The organism is Polynucleobacter sp. MG-Unter2-18 (assembly GCF_018687675.1).
In the GTDB taxonomy this organism is placed as follows: Bacteria; Pseudomonadota; Gammaproteobacteria; order Burkholderiales; family Burkholderiaceae; genus Polynucleobacter.
The window spans coordinates 536,015-553,460 of record NZ_CP061302.1; the positions used below are offsets into that span (position 1 = coordinate 536,015).

Sequence of the window (17,446 nt, forward strand, 5' to 3'; positions counted from 1 at the left end):
CTTTGCTCGATTATGAAAAAGTCCTGAGTTTGCAGCCAAATGGCTATTCTTGGGCATTAATAGCGAGGATGCCTAATAAATAGGCATCCCGTATTGCGCCAAAATCCGGCGCTGGTAAAATTGCGCCAATTCAAAATTTTATTCTTATTAGGACTTTAATCATGGCAAAAGCATTAGAAGGGGTCAAGGTTCTTGACTTCACGCACGTTCAATCTGGCCCTACTTGTACTCAGCTTCTCGCTTGGTTCGGTGCCGATGTAATCAAAGTAGAAAAATCTGGTGAGGGTGATGCCACTCGTGGCCAATTGCGCGATATCCCGGATGCAGATAGTTTGTATTTCACAATGTTGAACCATAACAAGCGCTCAATCACTGTGAATACCAAAACTCCAAAAGGTAAGGAAATTCTGGAGCGCTTAATTAAAGAGTGTGACGTTCTGGTTGAGAACTTTGCCCCTGGTGCATTAGATCGTATGGGTTTTTCTTGGGAACGCGTTCAGGAACTCAATCCAATGATGATTATGGCTTCAGTTAAAGGTTTTGGTCCCGGCCCTTACGAGGACTGTAAGGTGTATGAGAACGTCGCTCAGTGTGCTGGCGGATCAGCATCGACCACAGGTTTTGATGATGGTCCTCCAATGGTTACTGGTGCGCAGATTGGCGATAGCGGTACTGGATTGCATTTAGCTTTGGGTATCGTTACAGCGCTCTATCAGCGCACACACTCTGGCCGTGGTCAAAAAGTATTGGCAGCAATGCAAGATGCCGTATTAAATTTATGCCGCGTGAAGCTGCGTGATCAACAGCGCTTAGAGCGTAATGGCTTGATGCAAGAGTACCCACAATTCCCTAACGGAGAGTTTGGTGACTCTGTACCTCGTGCTGGTAATGCCTCTGGTGGCGGTCAACCAGGCTGGATTGTGAAATGTAAAGGCTGGGAAACAGACCCAAACTCCTATATGTACGTTATCGTGCAAGGGCCAGTTTGGGAGGCAGTCTGTAAAGTGATTGGTCGTGAGGATTGGATTACGGATGTGCGTTTTGCATCCCCAATGGCTCGCCTCCCACATTTGATGGAAATCTTTGGTGAAATTGAAAAGTGGACCATGACTAAGACTAAGTTTGAAGTCATGGATATTTTGAATAAATACGACATTCCATGCGGCCCAATTTTGTCAATGAAAGAAATCGCTGAAGAGCCCGCATTGCGTGCGACCGGAACCGTGGTTGAAGTAGATCATCCAATTCGTGGCAAGTACCTCACTGTAGGTAATCCAATCAAGATGTCTGATAGCCCAACTGATGTGACGCGTTCACCATTATTAGGTGAGCATACTGATGAAATTCTGAGTGAACTGGGCTACTCAACCGACGAGCTGATTGCTCTGCGCCACGATAAGGTGATCTAAGATGCGGGTTGCGCTGATTGGTAGTGCTGATTTTGGTAAGGCAGCCCTAGAGGCTTTTTTGGATCGGGGCGATGAAATTGTTGCCGTCTTTTGTCCGCCTGATAATCCTAAATCGACTAAGCCTGAAGTGCTGAAAGAGGCAGCGATTGCAAGGGGCTTAACCCCTTTGCAATTCGCCACTCTGAAAGGCCCTGATGCAGCGCAAGCGATGATTGAAAGCAAAGCTGATATCTGCGTCATGGCATATGTGTTGCAGTTCGTACCCCAAGAGCTTTGCAAGATTCCAAAGCACGGCACAATTCAATATCACCCATCACTACTGCCGAAATATCGTGGTCCTAGCGCCATTAACTGGGCGATTGCTTTGGGTGAAGATAAAACTGGCCTCACTATTTTCCGTCCGTCTGATGGTTTGGATGAAGGCGAGGTGATCTTGCAAAAAGAGGTCGTGATTGGGCCTAATGACACTTTAGGTAAGGTGTACTTTGATCATCTTTTCCCGATTGGTATTAAAGCATTACTTGAAGCTGCAGATCTAGTGGTTGCAAATCAGCATCAAGAAGTCGCCCAAGATGAATCGCTGGCAAATTATGAAGGTTGGTTTGGTGTTGATGCAGCTCAAATTCATTGGGCTACGCATATCAATCAGATCTACAACTTGATTCGTGCATCTAATCCAGCGCCAGGTGCTTGGACTAAATTCGGTGAGCAAAAAGTGCAGATCTACGATTGCCACAAGCACATAGTAGCCACCTTTGGTGCAGTTAAAGGTAAGCCTGGTGAAATTACCCAAATTACTCCGGACTCATTCTTTGTTGCCTGTCATGGCGGACAAATCGAGGTCCTCAAAGCCAAAGGCGCGGCAGGAAAAGTAACTGGTGCCGAATTGGCTAAAGAATTGAACTTAGAGATAGGTCAGTTCTTTACGCTGTAGCTGTCTTATTCTTCACGTAAATCAGTTGAATCTTAGCCCTCTAGGGAATGAAGATTTGGCGATTGCTAGCTGTGAGTAGGAAAGCAGAAAAACCTTTCACTTATCGCATCCTCTAATGTCTGCTTGACCATTCTGATCTTCAGGGTATTGAAAAACTAAAAATAAATAAAGTGCTTCAGTAAGCCGACACTTTAGGTAAGACTCTCTACCCTACCATTTGAACTTTGAGTTCTCTGCCCTTATTCCGACATAAGGAAATATTTGACGGATATGTTGGTTAACGCACTGTTTTTTCAGGTCGACTCTTTAAAGTAATTGGTGGATTCACTTTTCTATTGCAAACACCAGGGAGTCGGCTTTAATGGACAAGATCAAAGAAAATAATTTATATGATGTGGTCAAGGATTTTGATGAAGCTATGTTGGTGACGCATAGCACGCGCGGAATTCATGCAAGGCCCATGGCAATAGCGCGACTAGATGAAAGTATGATGGCTTATCTCTTAACTGATATGAACTCCATCAAGGTTGAAGAGATCCGCGCCAACCCGCAGGCCTTACTCACCTTTCAAAGTGCTAGAAAATTTGCCACAGTGAGTGGTGAATTAACAGTAGATGATGATCGCGCTTTAATTGGGACGCTGTGGAAAGAAATTTGGAAGGTATGGTTTCCAATTGGAAAATCTGACCCGAACATCGCATTGCTGAAATTTACTCCAAGCGAAGGGGAGTTTTGGGATAACGCAGGAATTCAGGGATTAAAGTATGTTTATGCCGCTGCCAAGGCCTATGTAGCTGGGGAGAGACCCAAGCCAGATGCTGAGCAGCATTCCAAAGTGAATATGACCTAAGGTGCCCTTGGGTCGATATTAGCCCGCTAGTTAAATTTCTAAGTTATCAATCAAGCGCGTTTTACCCAGCTTGGCAGCCGTCAGAATCACGAGCGGTTCGCCAGCTTGCAAACTTTCATTTGATGCTGGGGCTAAATCGCTTTGCTGACGTATGGCAATGTAATCGGGTTGCCAGCCGCGGCCAGTAAGAATATCTACTGCCAGTTTTTCAATCTGGATTAGTGAGTGCGTATTGCGCTCACTGAGATCCAACACGCGCGCACGAACTTCCTTCAAGACTTTTTGAAGTTCAGGCGCCTCTAGACGTTCTTCAATAGAGAGATAGCCATTGCGAGAGGAGAGGGCAAGACCGTCTTCGGCGCGAATGGTTTCTCCTGGGATGATGTCAACTGGAAGGGCAAATTGTTTAGCCATCTGACGAATAATCATCAGTTGCTGATAATCTTTTTTACCGAAGACTGCTACTTTGGGTTGTACGCAAGACAGAAGCTTAAGCACTACAGTGCAAACACCTTTAAAGAAGCCAGGGCGGAATTCACCCTCCAGGATGTCTCCAAGCTGTTGAGGCGGATCTACGCGGTATTCTTGAGGCTGTGGATATAGATCGCGCTCAGTGGGCGCAAACAAGATATACACGCCTTCTTTTTCAAGCTTATCAATATCCGCCTGCATAGTACGCGGATAGCTATCAAAATCTTCATTTGGACCAAACTGTAGGCGGTTCACAAAGATACTGGCAACTACTGGATCACCATGTTGCCTAGCAAGAAGCATCAGTGATAAGTGACCTTCATGGAGATTGCCCATGGTTGGCACAAAGGACGCACGATTTTGACCGCGCAAATGGTCGCGCAGCTCTTGTATATCGCTAATAATTTTCATGCAACAGGGGTATAGGCAAGGCGAACGTAGATTGGAGCGTATGGCTCTGCTTGGGTAATTTCAACTAAAGCCTCGCGTGAGAGCTCTAACATCGCAATGAAGTTCACGATGACGACCGGAATACCTTTGCCAGATTTGATGGCATCTTCAAATAGCTCGCCAAACTCGACAAAGCGTGTGTTTTGTAAGCGACGCAAGATGCGCGTCATGAAATCGCGAACAGATAATTCTTCGCGGGTAATCGTATGGTGTTGATTTAGTTTTGCGCGGTGTAGTACGTCACGCCAAGCCATCTGTAGGTCATCTTGATTAACCTCAGGCCAAGTCACTGCAATAGTGGTGTCGACATAACCATGGGCAACTTGGAAATCACGCCCTTGTTGTGGAATTTGGTCAAGCTCTTGTGCAGCCAGTTTCATGCGCTCGTATTCTAAGAGGCGACGAACCAATTCGGCACGAGGATCCTCAACCTCTTCATCGCTATCAGCCTTCTTCATTGGCAACAGCATGCGAGATTTAATCTCAATCAACATGGCCGCCATTAAAAGATATTCGGCAGCAAGTTCTAAGTTGTGATGACGGATTTGATCGATGTAGCTCAGATACTGCTGAGTTACCTGTGCCATTGGAATATCAAGTACGTTGAAGTTCTGTTTGCGAATCAAATAGAGCAGAAGATCGAGTGGACCTTCAAATGCTTCTAGAAAAACTTCTAGAGCATCAGGCGGAATATAGAGATCGGTCGGAAGCTTAAATAGCGGCTCACCATAGAGCTTGGCGAAAGCCGAAGACATCCCATCGGTCACCGACGGTGTGCTGTCAAGCAATTCGGTTTGAATGCTTGGCTCTGCCCCTAAGCCACTACCTGAGTTAGTCATTCGAATACACGTAAGCGCGTTGCTTTAATTTAGCTGTCTTAGCGCGACGTTGATCTTCAATAGTTAAAGGCTCTTTATCCCAAAGGAGCGCGCGACCAGCTTGCTGGCCTGCTTCGAGCTGTGGTTTCTCAGATTTGAGCTCATTTAAGAACTGGGTGAATTCAGATGTATACCTAGCCATCATATTTCCTAAAATTCTTATTTAATTCAATAACTTACAAAAAATTACTGCGAAGCAATGTATTGCCTAGGCCATCATTATTAACGATTTTTCCTACAAACCTGCCGACTTTTTGGCTAATGGTTAAAAATCAGCTCTTTTGGGGTCATTTTTATAGGTTTGCTGCCAATAAAGCCTCGATTTGAGGCGCTTCAACGCGCGTCATGAGGTGTTTATAGGGTTTGATCGGATTTTGGCTGGAAAGAGGTGTTTTAACGTCATTCCAAGTCATCGCTGGCACAGAGAGGAAGTCCTCAACCCCTGCTGTAACTCCTGGAAGTACTGGCTTGAGATAAAGACTCAATAAGCGGAATGCCTCTAAGGTGACGCTGCAAACTCTTTGTAAGTCAGACTCGCGCTCAGGATCCTTGGCGATTTCCCAAGGCTTGTTTTCATCAACAAAAGCATTGACCTTGTCAGCTAGTTCCATGATGGTGCGCAATGCCTTGGCGTATTCACGAGCTTCATATAGCTCAGCAATTTTTTCACTAGCAGATGCAATATCAGTAAGCAACGGGTTGTTCATTGCCCCATCAGAAACTACACCGCCAAAACGCTTGACCAAGAAACCAGCGCTGCGACTGGCGATGTTGATGTACTTGCCCAGTAGGTCGCTATTCACGCGTGCAACAAAGTCTTGAAGATTCAAATCCAAATCTTCCATGCTGTCATTCAGTTTGGTTGCAAAGTAATAGCGGAACCATTCAGGGTTAAACCCAGATTCAATGACGCTGTGTGCAGAAATTAAAGTGCCGCGTGACTTACTCATTTTCTCGCCATCAACCGTGAGAAAGCCATGAGCAAATACATTGGTTGGCGTGCGGTAACCTGCAAAGTGAAGAGTTGCTGGCCAAAAGAGTGTGTGGAAATACAGAATATCTTTACCGATAAAGTGGTATTGCTCGGTGGTCGTATCTGGCCTGACCCATTCCTCAAAGTTCATGCCTTTAGCCTGGCAGTAATTGAGGAAACTGGCGTAATAGCCAATCGGTGCATCAAGCCACACGTAAAAATATTTACCTGGAGCATCCGGAATCTCAAAGCCAAAGTAGGGGGCGTCACGGGAGATATCCCAGTCACCTAACTTACTGTCTCCAGGCTGTCCAACCCATTCCTTCATTTTATTGCGAGCTTCAGGTTGCAGTGGAGTTCTTACCTGAGTCCAATCACGCAAGAAGGTTTCGCAGCGGGGATCGGATAACTTAAAGAAGTAATGATCGGAAACTTTTTTAATAGGTGTTGCACCGCTCACTACTGAGAACGGGTTTTTTAAATCTGTTGGGGAGTAGGTTGCTCCACACTTTTCGCAAGAGTCGCCGTACTGATCTTTTGCGCCACACTTGGGGCACTCGCCTTTGATAAAGCGATCTGGCAAGAACATTTCTTTAACGGGATCGTATGCTTGCTCAATCGAGCGCATTTCAATTAAGCCAGCATCACGTAACTTGAGATAGATGCTTTGAGACAGCTTTTCATTCTCAGGGCTATCAGTGGTGTAGTAGTTATCAAACGAGATTAAGAAATTATCAAAGTCGCGCTTATGTTCTTTCCAAACATTGGCAATGAGCTCTTTCGGGGTGAGGCCCTCTTTTTCAGCGCGCAACATAATCGGAGTGCCGTGGGTGTCATCAGCGCCAACATAGTGCACTTCGTGACCACGCATTCTCTGGAAGCGAACCCAAATATCTGTCTGGACATACTCCACTAAATGCCCAATATGAATCTGGCCATTGGCGTAAGGTAAGGCGGAGGTAACTAGCAGGCGACGTTTGGGGCTACTCATGCGGACTTAAATAGAAAAGTGATAACAAATAGGAATACAAGATTATGGGGCTTGAAGGCCTGTTTAAGCACCAATTTTAGTCTGCGGTTAAAGTTAACACCGATTTGAACCTATTCAAGAGGCGTTTTATGGCTTTGCCCCACAACATTCAGATGTCTCATGCCTCCGTGCCCTTGGTGCACGAGGTGCAGGTCATGGATGAAGCAGGGCGCATCAAGACCACCCATATCCCTGGGGAACGACCTTTAACCATTTACTTGGATAAGCGGGAAGTGGTTACTCTAATGACCTTAGGGAGCGCTCCTGAGGCCCTAGTTCTGGGCTATTTACGTAATCAACGCCTAGTAGAGTCACCGGATGATATTGCGAGTATTCAGGTCGATTGGGAAACTGATTCAGCTGCAGTCAAAACTCATCGCAGCACGGTCGACATCGATGCCCTCACCAGTAAGCGCGTTGTCACAACGGGCTGTGGCCAGGGCACCATGTTTGGTGGTTTGATTGAGGAGATGGCAGAGATTAGATTGCCTGATGGCCCGCAGTTAACCCAAGAGGCAATCGTTGATCTGATTGATAACATTCGGGTTCATGACACCATCTATAAAAAATCTGGCTCGGTTCACGCTTGTGCCGTATTTGAGCGTGATGGCAACAATAATGTCCGCCTCCTCCATTTTATTGAGGATGTTGGGCGTCACAATGCCGTTGACTCAATCTCTGGGCTGATGTGGCTGGCAGATAAGCCAGGCAAAGACCTGATCTTCTTTACTACTGGACGCCTCACCTCTGAGATGGTGATTAAAGGCGCTCAGATGGGTATTCCGTTCTTGATGACCCGCTCTGGCATGACCTTAATGGGCTTGGAGCTGGCTCGCAAAACCAATCTCACACTGCTATCTCGTTGTTCCGGTAAGCATTTTGAGATCTTCAATGCCCCTGAGAGGGTGATTTTTACCTCCCCAACTGCCGCCTCATAATTTCGTGGGCATCTGGCCTGTGATGGTTTTACAATTCGGCCATGACTATTAAATCTGACCACTGGATCCGCCGTATGGGCGAACAAGGCATGATCAGCCCATTTGAACCTGGGCAGGTCCGCCAAGATGCCGCCGGGCAAAAAATTGTGAGCTATGGCACTTCAAGCTATGGCTATGACATTCGTTGTGCTGATGAGTTCAAGATTTTCACGAACATTAACAGCACGATCGTGGATCCTAAGAATTTCGATGAACAATCGTTTGTCGATTTCAAGGGTCCGGTTTGCATCATTCCACCAAACTCTTTTGCATTAGCAAGAACAGTTGAGTACTTCAAGATCCCGCGTAGCGTCTTAACGGTGTGCGTTGGTAAGAGTACGTATGCACGTTGCGGAATTATTGTGAATGTCACTCCATTCGAGCCTGAATGGGAGGGTTACGTCACACTCGAGTTTTCTAATACGACCCCATTGCCTGCAAAGATTTATGCTGGCGAAGGATGCGCACAAGTTCTGTTCTTTGAAAGCGATGAAGTGTGTGGCACATCGTACAAAGATCGTGGTGGTAAGTATCAAGGCCAAGTCGGCGTTACTCTGCCGAAGACTTAATCTGCTTAATCTGCTTAATCGCCGTATTGGCGACTTTAAAGGGTACACATGAAATTTCGTTTTCCAATCATCATTATTGATGAGGATTTTCGCTCTGAAAATATTTCAGGTTCGGGTATTCGTGACTTAGCGGAAGCGATTGAAAACGAAGGCATGGAGGTGATTGGCTTAACTAGCTATGGAGATCTCACATCCTTTGCCCAGCAGGCCTCCCGTGCTTCTAGTTTTATTGTGTCGATCGATGATGAGGAGTTCGTCTCTGACTCTGAAGATCATGATTTACCTGCATTAAATAATTTACGCGCTTTTATTACTGAAGTACGTAAACGTAACGAAGATATCCCCATCTTCTTATATGGCGAGACTCGTACTTCACGCCATATGCCAAATGACATTTTGCGCGAGTTACATGGCTTTATTCATATGAATGAAGATACGCCAGAGTTTGTAGCGCGCCACATTATTCGTGAGGCTAAGGTATACCTTGATTCATTAGCGCCCCCATTCTTCCGCGCCTTAACTAATTACGCCTCTGAAGGTTCTTATTCTTGGCATTGCCCAGGACACTCTGGTGGCGTCGCTTTCTTGAAGAGTCCAGTAGGACGAATGTTCCATCAATTCTTTGGTGAGAACATGCTACGCGCTGACGTCTGTAACGCTGTAGAAGAATTAGGTCAGTTACTAGACCACACTGGTCCTGTCTTGCAAAGTGAGCGTAATGCTGCGCGCATCTTTAACGCTGATCATTTATTCTTTGTGACAAACGGCACATCGACATCCAATAAAATTGTTTGGCACTCTACTGTTGCCCCTGGTGATGTAGTGCTGGTAGACCGCAATTGCCACAAGTCGGTAATTCATTCGATCACGATGATGGGTGCGATTCCGATCTTCCTGATGCCAACGCGTAATCACCTTGGCATTATTGGTCCGATTCCTAAAGAAGAGTTTGAGTGGAAAAATATCAAGAAGAAAATTGATGCCAACCCCTTCATTAAGGATAAGAATGTGGTGCCACGCGTTATGACGCTTACGCAAAGCACTTATGACGGCATCGTTTACAACGTTGAGATGATTAAAGACATGCTCGATGGCAAAGTCGATTCATTGCATTTTGATGAAGCTTGGTTGCCACATGCTGCATTCCATCCTTTCTACAAAGACATGCATGCCATTGGGTCAGATCGTAAGCGCACTAAAAAGAGTTTGATGTTTGCAACCCAATCGACCCATAAGTTATTGGCTGGTCTCTCACAAGCTTCGCAGGTATTGGTGCAGGACGCAGAGGATACAAAGCTTGATCGTGATTGCTTCAATGAAGCCTATTTGATGCATACCTCTACTAGCCCGCAGTACGCCATTATTGCCTCTTGCGATGTGTCTGCTGCCATGATGGAATCTCCTGGCGGTACTACGCTCGTTGAAGAATCTATCGCTGAGGCAATGGACTTCCGTCGCGCGATGCGTGAGGTAGATGATAAGTTCGGCGCAGATTGGTGGTTTAAGGTTTGGGGTCCAGATCATCTAGCTGAAGAGGGTATTGGCGAGCGCTCAGATTGGATCTTAGAGCCATCTGCTGCCTGGCATGACTTTGGCAAGCTGGCTAAAGATTTCAATATGCTAGACCCAATTAAGGCTACCGTAGTAACGCCGGGATTGGATATTGAAGGTAACTTTGGCTCCATGGGCATTCCGGCAAGTATCGTTACTAAGTACTTGGCTGAGCACGGCGTGATCGTAGAGAAGTGCGGTTTGTATTCCTTCTTCATCATGTTCACCATCGGTATCACCAAGGGTCGCTGGAATACTTTGGTAACTGAGCTACAGCAGTTTAAAGACCACTTTGATAAGAACGCTCCACTATGGAAAGTGTTGCCAGAGTTCGTTGCCAAGCACCCTCGCTATGAGCGTGTTGGCCTCAAAGATATTTGTCAGCAGATTCATGAGTTCTATAAGAGCCGCAACGTTGCCCGTATGACTACGGAGATGTACACCTCAGATATGGTGCCAGCAATGATGCCTTCCGAAGCTTGGGCAAAGATGGCGCACAAAAAAGTTGATCGTGTTCCCTTGGATCAACTTGAAGATCGTATTACTGCTATGTTGGTAACGCCATATCCACCAGGCATTCCATTGTTGATTCCGGGTGAGCGCTTTAACAAACGCATTATTGATTATCTCTACTTTGCTCGTGACTTCAATGCGCAATTCCCAGGCTTTGAGACTGATATTCATGGGTTAGTAAAGGGTGAAATCAATGGAAGTACTGAGTACTACGTTGATTGCGTAAGGCAGGAGCCAGATATCACCTTGTGACCTAGTTTAGGTAATGAATCCTTCCAAATACCCTGCTTATGCAGGGTATTTTTTTGCTTGCGCCTATTTAGGGCTTTGACTATACTTGTACAATATATTGAACATGTAAGGACGAGTCATGAGAGTGATCAATTTTTCTGACGCAAGAAACCAATTTAAGCAAGTAATCGATCAAGTGGTAAATGATTGTGATGTAGCCATCATCTCTCGCAGGGATGCTGATGATGCTGTAGTGATGTCTTTGAATACCTATAACAGCATGATGGAAACACTCCATTTATTAAAATCTCCAGCTAACGTAAAACATTTGGAGAAATCATTAGCGCAATATCGAAAAGGGAAAACCAAAGAAAAGGCTCTTGTAGATGCTGAGTAGGGTTGTATGGACAAGCGCTGCATGGTCTGATTACGTTTACTGGCAAGGACAAGATAAAAAAACTTTAAGGCGTATCAACGCACTTATAAAAGATGTCATGCGAAATCCTGAGGATGGTATTGGAAAGCCTGAGGAATTAAGGGAAAGTCTGTCGGGATTTTGGTCTAGAAGAATTGATGATGTTCATCGCCTTGTCTACGCTATTGAGAAAGATCAACTTGTGATTATTGCCTGCCGATATCACTATCAATAATTATGTTTTGTAGATGGTTATTTGCCTGGCTTATCTAGCTGAAAGATAACCGGCGCATCTTCATCAACTTTGCTTGGCAATGAGTCTGGTTTAACATCTTCACTGCCCGTGAAATTAAAATCTTGGCTTTGTACTACTGCCGCAGGCTTATCTAGCAGGGTGGTGACTAAGGCTGGGAATGCCGCAACCACCACAACCATGATCAGCTGCAGAACAACCCAAGGTAAAGCACCCCAGTAGATATCGCTGCTCTTGACCTCTTTAGGCGCAACGCCACGCAAATAGAATAAGGCAAATCCAAAAGGTGGATGCATAAATGAGGTTTGCATATTCACGCAGAGCATTACGCCGAACCACACTAGAGCAGCACTAGCCGCTGCCTGGGGATTGCCGTTCATGGAGGCAAGTAATACTGGTGCAAGCAGTTTGACGGCGACTGGCGCAAGCAGCGGCACCACGATGAAAGCGATTTCGAAGAAGTCCAAGAAGAATGCTAAGAAGAAAACAAATAGATTCACGGCAACTAAGAATCCAATCCAGCCTCCCGGTAAATCAGAAAATAACTCTTCTACCCAGTGACCACCGTCAACGCCTTGAAAGACAACCGAGAAACAGGTGGAGCCAATTAAGATAAAAACCACCATCGCAGTAATGCGCATGGTGTTTTGGTAAGCCTCTTGAATTAATCCTTTGAGATTAGGAATGCTGGCCCTGCGTATCCAAGCTAAGATCAAAGCGCCCATCGCACCCATGGCGCCAGATTCCGTTGGCGTTGCGATGCCAGTCATGATGGTTCCCAGTACCAAGAAAATCAGTACTGCCGAGGGAATGATCCCCGTGAGACATTTTTTCCAGAGCGCCCAGCCCTTGAGTGTGAGCTCGTTTTCTGGGGCCGCGGGTAGGTAGTCGGGTCTAAAGCGAGAGAGGAAGAATGTGTATATAGCAAAAAGACCAATTTGCAGGAGTGAGATACCCCAAGCGCCCAGATACATGCTGCCCACATCGGCGCTGCCACTCTGGGTTTTTAGCTGGTCAGCTAGGACAATCAGAACCAAGGAGGGCGGCACTAGTTGGGTAATGGTCCCAGAGGCCGCTAAAACGCCCGTAGCGTAGCGCATGTTATAGCCATAACGCATCATCACTGGTAGAGAGATCATTGCCATAGCGATCACCTGAGCGGCTACTGTGCCAGTAATTGCCCCCAAAATAAATCCCACAATGATGACGGAGTAGCCAAGCCCACCCCGAATACGTCCAAAGAGCTGACCCATGGAGTCCAGCATTTCTTCTGCAAGACCGCAGCGTTCCAAGATGGCACCCATGAAGGTGAAGAAGGGGATTGCTAGAAGTAGGTCGTTAGCAAGAACGCTACCAAAGATGCGCTGAGGAATGGCTTGCAAAAATGGCATGCCAAAGAAATTCTCAGCAATTGCAATGCCAGCAAAAAATAATCCCGCAGCCATTAAAGAAAAAGCCACCGGAAAACCGATCAACATAAACACAATCAGCCCGCCAAACATGAGCGGCGGCATCCATTCAAGTGGAATCATTGCATGGGCTTTTCATAATAGAAATCAGCGGCGGGTAATATTGCTTTGCCTTTGAGGGCGCCAATACGTTTGATGATTTCTGATAGGCCTTGGAGGCTCAGCATGAAGAAACCAAAAGGCACAATAAACTTAATGGGATAGCGTGGTAAACCGCCTGCATTGAGTGAATGTTCAGATACTAACCATGAGGGGTAAAACAAAGTCGTCCAAGATAGCCAGGCGAACAATAAGCAAGCAGGCAATAAAAAAACAATCAAACCAAAGAGGTCTACATAAAGACGTCCGCGATCAGAAAGCTGTGAGTAAATGAGATCGACTCGAACATGTTCATTGCGTTTGAGGGTATATGCAGCTCCCAGCATGACAGCAGCAGCAAATAAATACCACTGTAGTTCTAGTGGCCAGTTATTACTGATATCTAGACTGTAACGAAGTAGAGCGTTAACGGCTGATACCACGCAAGACAGCAAAATCATAATGCTAGCTGCCTTGCCCAAGAATTGATTTAAGCGGTCAATTCCTATTGAGAGCATTCCCCAAAAGCCCATGCGGATTAGAGATCTGCACGACCCTGTTTAATTGCAGCGAGTACTTGTGCCGGTGCGGTACCACCAGCATGTTGACGAGAATTCACGGAGCCATCTACAGTCAGTAAAGCAAACACATCATCGCCCATGAGCTCAGGACGATTATCTAAGCCACAAGCAAAACGCAATTCAGAGAGTGATAAGTCGGTGAGCATGCAGTTGCGGCCTACACAGGCTTTCACTGCATGAGCTACTGCTTCGTGAGCATCACGAAAAGCCAAACCTTTTTTAACTAAGTAATCAGCTAAGTCGGTAGCAGTTGCGAAGCCTTCTTCAGCAGCAGCCTTCATCACATCGGCTTTTACCTGAATATGGGGGACCATATCAGCGAAGATGCGCAAGGTATCTTGTACGGTATCCACCGCATCAAACAAGGGCTCTTTGTCTTCTTGGTTATCCTTGTTGTAGGCTAATGGCTGACTCTTCATTAAAGTTAATAAAGAGATCAAATCACCGTAGACGCGACCAGTTTTGCCGCGTGCTAATTCCGGTACATCTGGATTCTTTTTCTGCGGCATGATCGAGCTACCGGTACAGAAGCGATCTGGCAAGTCAATAAAGCCAAAGCGTGGGCTCAGCCACAGTACCAACTCTTCGGATAAGCGGGACACGTGCATCATCAGAATGGATGCAAAGGCGCAAAACTCAATCGCAAAGTCACGATCAGATACCGCATCAAGAGAGTTGTTGCAGATACCATCAAAACCTAAAATCTTAGCAACCTGCTCGCGATTAATGGGATAAGTTGTTCCGGCTAGAGCGGCTGCACCGAGTGGTAGACGATTAAAGCGAGCGCGCAGATCAGCCAAACGGCTCGCATCGCGACTAAACATTTCGTAATAGGCCATTAAGTGATGACCAAAAGTAATTGGCTGGGCCACTTGTAGATGGGTGTGGCCAGGCATGATCGTCGCAGCATGAGTCTCAGCGAGGTTCAGCAAAGCAATGCGTAGGGTTTTGAGGATGGCTGCGATTTCATCAACACTGCCACGCAACCATAAGCGTAAATCAGTAGCCACTTGGTCATTACGCGAGCGACCAGTATGAAGACGCTTTCCAGCATCGCCAACTAACTCAGTCAGGCGAGCCTCGATATTCAGATGCACATCTTCCAGCGCGAGTTGCCACTTAAATTCCCCGGCTTCAATTTCGGCTTTGATCTGGGCCATACCCTTTTGAATATCCGCTAAATCCTGGGCGCCGATAATCTTTTGAGTAGCCAGCATTTCAGCGTGTGCTAAAGATCCTGCGATATCGACCAAGGCAAATCGTTGATCAAAGCCAATAGAGGCGGTATAACGTTGAACTAGTTCGTCAACAGGTTCGTTAAACCGGGCCGACCAAGCTTGGGCTTTGTTGGAGAGGGAATTTTTTGATGAGCTCATAAACGCAGTATATTGATGTAAATCTTTAATTATTTTAAATGCTATGTCCCAAACACCTATTTCTAGCCCTATAGCCTCCAACTCTGGCACCCCTGAGCGCCTTGTAATTGCCTCCCGTGAGAGTCGTCTCGCTATGTGGCAGGCTGAACACGTCCGAGATTGCCTTAAAAAGCTCTATCCGGCATGCGATGTACAGATCCTGGGTATGACTACCAGAGGAGATCAAATACTGGATAAAGCCCTCTCTAAGGTAGGTGGTAAGGGCTTATTTGTAAAAGAACTCGAAACTGCCCTAGAAGATGGTCGGGCAGATTTGGCGGTGCATTCTCTGAAAGACGTTCCCATGGTCATGCCAGAGGGCTTTGATCTGTCCTGTGTCATGGTGCGGGAAGATGCCCATGATGCATTTGTTTCTAATGACTATGCCAGTCTAGAAGATTTGCCAAAGGGTGCGGTAGTGGGCACTTCAAGTTTGCGACGAGAGTCTGTTCTGAGATCCAGATTTCCGCATTTGGTGATTCAGCCCTTGAGGGGAAATTTAGATACTCGTATGGGTAAGCTCGATCGTGGCGAGTATCAGGCAATCATTTTGGCGGCTGCAGGTCTCAAGCGATTAGGTTTAGGAAGTCGCATTCGGGCTTTACTACCGATTGATCCGTACACACCGGCTGCGGGACAAGGCGCACTTGGTATCGAAACCTTGACTCAGCATCCCAGAATTAAAGAGTGGCTTGCGCCTCTGAACGATTTGCCAACACTCTTTGCGGTGACTGCTGAACGCATGGTGTCGCGTCAATTAGGTGGATCTTGTGAAGTACCTTTGGCTGCGTATGCTACTTGGGACAAAGATCATATGAATATCCGCTCATTTGTAGCTAGTGTCGACGGCACTGCAAGTTGCTTGGCTAGCGCTCAAGGTGCCGTCAAGAGTTTGGAAGATGCAGAAGCTTTGGGTCTCTTGGTTGCACAAGACCTCATTGCTCAAGGTGCTGAGCGTTTATTGCCTAATGGCCTGCCTAAGTAAAAGTTGATAAGCAAGACCTATTAGATAAGTTGTGGATGAGCAATAAGACCATTGTCATCACCCGCCCCAGTGGACAGGCACGTCAGTTGTCAGAAGCGCTTCAGGTGAGTTTGCGCAATAGCGGCTTTACTCTCGAATCTGCCCCCAAGATCATTTCTTTACCCTTATTGACTATTGCCCCAAAGGGCGATGATCTTTTGGTGGGACAGATTACTACAGCTCTAAAGACTGCAGACCTAGCCATTTTTGTTAGTCCGAATGCCATTGAATGCACGATGCGTTTATTGGAGCACCCCTGGAAAGCGTTATCTAACAAGCCTGTGCCAATTGGGGTGATGGGTGGTAGCAGCATGGCAGCCCTCAAAAATCATGGTGTTGGTCTTGAGGCTAATCCCGCAAAAGTCATTCTTCCTCAGAATAATACGCAGTGGGATTCTGAAGGCTTATGGACCGAATTGCAGAATCTGCACTGGAATTGGCCCACTAAAAAAGTGATTATCTTTAAAGGTGAGGGTGGGCGCGATTGGCTTGCTGACACTCTAAAAAATGCTGGCGCGCAAGTTGAAGCATTCTCAGTCTATGCCCGCGTTCCTTTAGATCTCAATAGTTCGGCCTGGAATGAAATTCATAAGATGGAGTTTGCTAACTCGCTTTGGATTCTGACTTCATCGGAGGCAGTCAGGTATTTAGGTCAAGCTAAACTGCCGCTTGCGCTCGCTACAGCTGTTTGCCCACACCATAATATTGCCTCTGCGGCTGAGCAAATCGGCTTTGGTGAAGTGACTACTTGTGAGCCTGGGGATGAGGCTTTAATTGGCGCATCGCAGGTCTGGCTAGCTAACTAATTATTGGGATAATTAAGAAGGGCTGGCAGAAAAACTTCACTCACTAAAAGTGGACGCCCTTTTAGTTGATATAAGGTCCTTCTTGCCCAGCTGACCGCTGGCAATTTTTGATATTGCTGAAAACATTTTTTCCATAGGATGTTTCGTTTATCAAGGCGAGCAATTTCTCTGAGAGGCTTCTTTTTTGAGCGCATCCGTGTTTTAGCAAATAGCACTGCACCTAATGGTTTCTTTCCTAAGCGCAGAACTTCATGGTTACTGCCGCTCGAGCTGCTACTAGGAATAATGCTGTTGGCCATCACTAGTGGCATGCCGTTTGCGCAAAGCAGTACCTCTCGGATGCGACAGCGTTTGATCTTGAAATGAAAATAGCGACTCTCGTCGCTATTGAGGTTTTGGCGGCAATCACGCAAAACTACTACCTCTAGTTTTTGTCCGATTGCACGTTCAATTTTTTGGGTTAAAGAACCGGTATCGCTGAGCCAAGACTGCCACTGACGTGGCGCTTGATGTAATTCACCGGAATCGACTCGATTCCATGCAGAACGGAGGCGACGACGGTGAATCAT

General features: G+C 46.4%; 18 protein-coding genes. 10 read left to right on the plus strand and 8 right to left on the minus strand.

What is annotated here, in order from left to right; all coding sequences use genetic code 11:
- Positions 1-161: 161 nt before the first annotated feature.
- The 3 genes from frc to C2759_RS02890 all read left to right on the plus strand — a co-directional run bounded on the left by frc (position 162) and on the right by C2759_RS02890 (position 3,193).
- Positions 162-1,409 carry a formyl-CoA transferase gene (gene frc / locus C2759_RS02880; RefSeq protein ID WP_215356162.1) on the plus strand — a complete coding sequence of 416 codons (1,248 nt, stop codon included), beginning with the start codon at positions 162-164 and terminating at the stop codon, positions 1,407-1,409.
- A 1-nt stretch (position 1,410) separates the two neighbouring features.
- Positions 1,411-2,343 (plus strand): methionyl-tRNA formyltransferase, encoded by a 933-nt coding sequence (locus C2759_RS02885; RefSeq protein ID WP_215356164.1) that lies wholly within the window; start codon positions 1,411-1,413, stop codon positions 2,341-2,343.
- 361 nt (positions 2,344-2,704) lie between these two features.
- Positions 2,705-3,193: a pyridoxamine 5'-phosphate oxidase family protein gene (locus C2759_RS02890; protein ID WP_215356166.1), complete on the plus strand. Its 489-nt coding sequence runs from the start codon at positions 2,705-2,707 to the stop codon at positions 3,191-3,193.
- A 30-nt stretch (positions 3,194-3,223) separates the two neighbouring features.
- Here the strand turns inward: C2759_RS02890 and panC are convergent, their stop codons facing one another.
- The 4 genes from panC to metG form a co-directional block, all read right to left on the minus strand.
- Positions 3,224-4,075, minus strand: a complete 852-nt coding sequence (gene panC / locus C2759_RS02895; protein ID WP_215356168.1) for a pantoate--beta-alanine ligase — start codon at positions 4,073-4,075, stop codon at positions 3,224-3,226.
- A complete protein-coding gene (locus tag C2759_RS02900) occupies positions 4,072-4,869 on the minus strand; it encodes a ScpA family protein (protein WP_237150549.1) in 798 nt (265 codons plus the stop codon). The genes panC and C2759_RS02900 overlap by 4 nt, the downstream gene beginning before the upstream one ends.
- A 76-nt stretch (positions 4,870-4,945) precedes the next feature.
- Positions 4,946-5,134, minus strand: coding sequence for a DUF3460 family protein (locus C2759_RS02905; protein WP_215356170.1), 189 nt, complete (start codon positions 5,132-5,134; stop codon positions 4,946-4,948).
- 151 nt (positions 5,135-5,285) lie between these two features.
- Positions 5,286-6,956, minus strand: coding sequence for a methionine--tRNA ligase (metG, locus tag C2759_RS02910; protein ID WP_215356171.1), 1,671 nt, complete (start codon positions 6,954-6,956; stop codon positions 5,286-5,288).
- A 134-nt stretch (positions 6,957-7,090) separates the two neighbouring features.
- Here metG and C2759_RS02915 point away from each other — a divergent pair, with 134 nt between their 5' ends.
- The 5 genes from C2759_RS02915 (at position 7,091) to C2759_RS02935 (ending at position 11,486) form a co-directional block, all read left to right on the plus strand.
- Positions 7,091-7,933, plus strand: a complete 843-nt coding sequence (locus tag C2759_RS02915) for a formate dehydrogenase accessory sulfurtransferase FdhD (protein ID WP_215356618.1) — start codon at positions 7,091-7,093, stop codon at positions 7,931-7,933.
- Between the two features lie 41 nt (positions 7,934-7,974).
- A complete protein-coding gene (gene dcd / locus C2759_RS02920; RefSeq protein ID WP_041484826.1) occupies positions 7,975-8,541 on the plus strand; it encodes a dCTP deaminase in 567 nt (188 codons plus the stop codon).
- A gap of 48 nt (positions 8,542-8,589) precedes the next feature.
- Positions 8,590-10,857 (plus strand): arginine/lysine/ornithine decarboxylase, encoded by a 2,268-nt coding sequence (locus C2759_RS02925; protein WP_215356173.1) that lies wholly within the window; start codon positions 8,590-8,592, stop codon positions 10,855-10,857.
- Positions 10,858-10,975: 118 nt separating this feature from the next.
- On the plus strand, positions 10,976-11,233 hold the full coding sequence (locus C2759_RS02930; protein ID WP_215356175.1) for a type II toxin-antitoxin system Phd/YefM family antitoxin: 258 nt from the start codon (positions 10,976-10,978) through the stop codon (positions 11,231-11,233).
- Positions 11,223-11,486, plus strand: coding sequence for a Txe/YoeB family addiction module toxin (locus tag C2759_RS02935; RefSeq protein WP_215356177.1), 264 nt, complete (start codon positions 11,223-11,225; stop codon positions 11,484-11,486). Before C2759_RS02930 ends, C2759_RS02935 begins: the two co-directional genes overlap by 11 nt.
- A gap of 17 nt (positions 11,487-11,503) precedes the next feature.
- Here the strand turns inward: C2759_RS02935 and C2759_RS02940 are convergent, their stop codons facing one another.
- From C2759_RS02940 to argH, 3 genes are read right to left on the minus strand one after another with little or no spacing between them, the layout of a single operon-like run.
- Positions 11,504-13,036, minus strand: a complete 1,533-nt coding sequence (locus C2759_RS02940; RefSeq protein ID WP_215356178.1) for a TRAP transporter large permease subunit — start codon at positions 13,034-13,036, stop codon at positions 11,504-11,506.
- Complete coding sequence (locus tag C2759_RS02945) at positions 13,033-13,584, minus strand: TRAP transporter small permease subunit (RefSeq protein WP_215356180.1); 552 nt, start codon at positions 13,582-13,584, stop codon at positions 13,033-13,035. Before C2759_RS02945 ends, C2759_RS02940 begins: the two co-directional genes overlap by 4 nt.
- Before the next feature lie 5 nt (positions 13,585-13,589).
- Positions 13,590-15,008, minus strand: a complete 1,419-nt coding sequence (gene argH / locus C2759_RS02950; protein ID WP_215356182.1) for an argininosuccinate lyase — start codon at positions 15,006-15,008, stop codon at positions 13,590-13,592.
- 43 nt (positions 15,009-15,051) lie between these two features.
- Between argH and hemC the strand changes: the two genes are divergently transcribed.
- Both hemC and C2759_RS02960 read left to right on the plus strand, forming a co-directional pair.
- Complete coding sequence (hemC, locus tag C2759_RS02955) at positions 15,052-16,032, plus strand: hydroxymethylbilane synthase (RefSeq protein ID WP_215356184.1); 981 nt, start codon at positions 15,052-15,054, stop codon at positions 16,030-16,032.
- Between the two features lie 35 nt (positions 16,033-16,067).
- Positions 16,068-16,877, plus strand: coding sequence for a uroporphyrinogen-III synthase (locus tag C2759_RS02960; protein ID WP_215356185.1), 810 nt, complete (start codon positions 16,068-16,070; stop codon positions 16,875-16,877).
- Here the strand turns inward: C2759_RS02960 and C2759_RS02965 are convergent.
- A complete protein-coding gene (locus tag C2759_RS02965; RefSeq protein ID WP_215356187.1) occupies positions 16,874-17,446 on the minus strand; it encodes a chorismate lyase in 573 nt (190 codons plus the stop codon). The genes C2759_RS02960 and C2759_RS02965 overlap by 4 nt on opposite strands.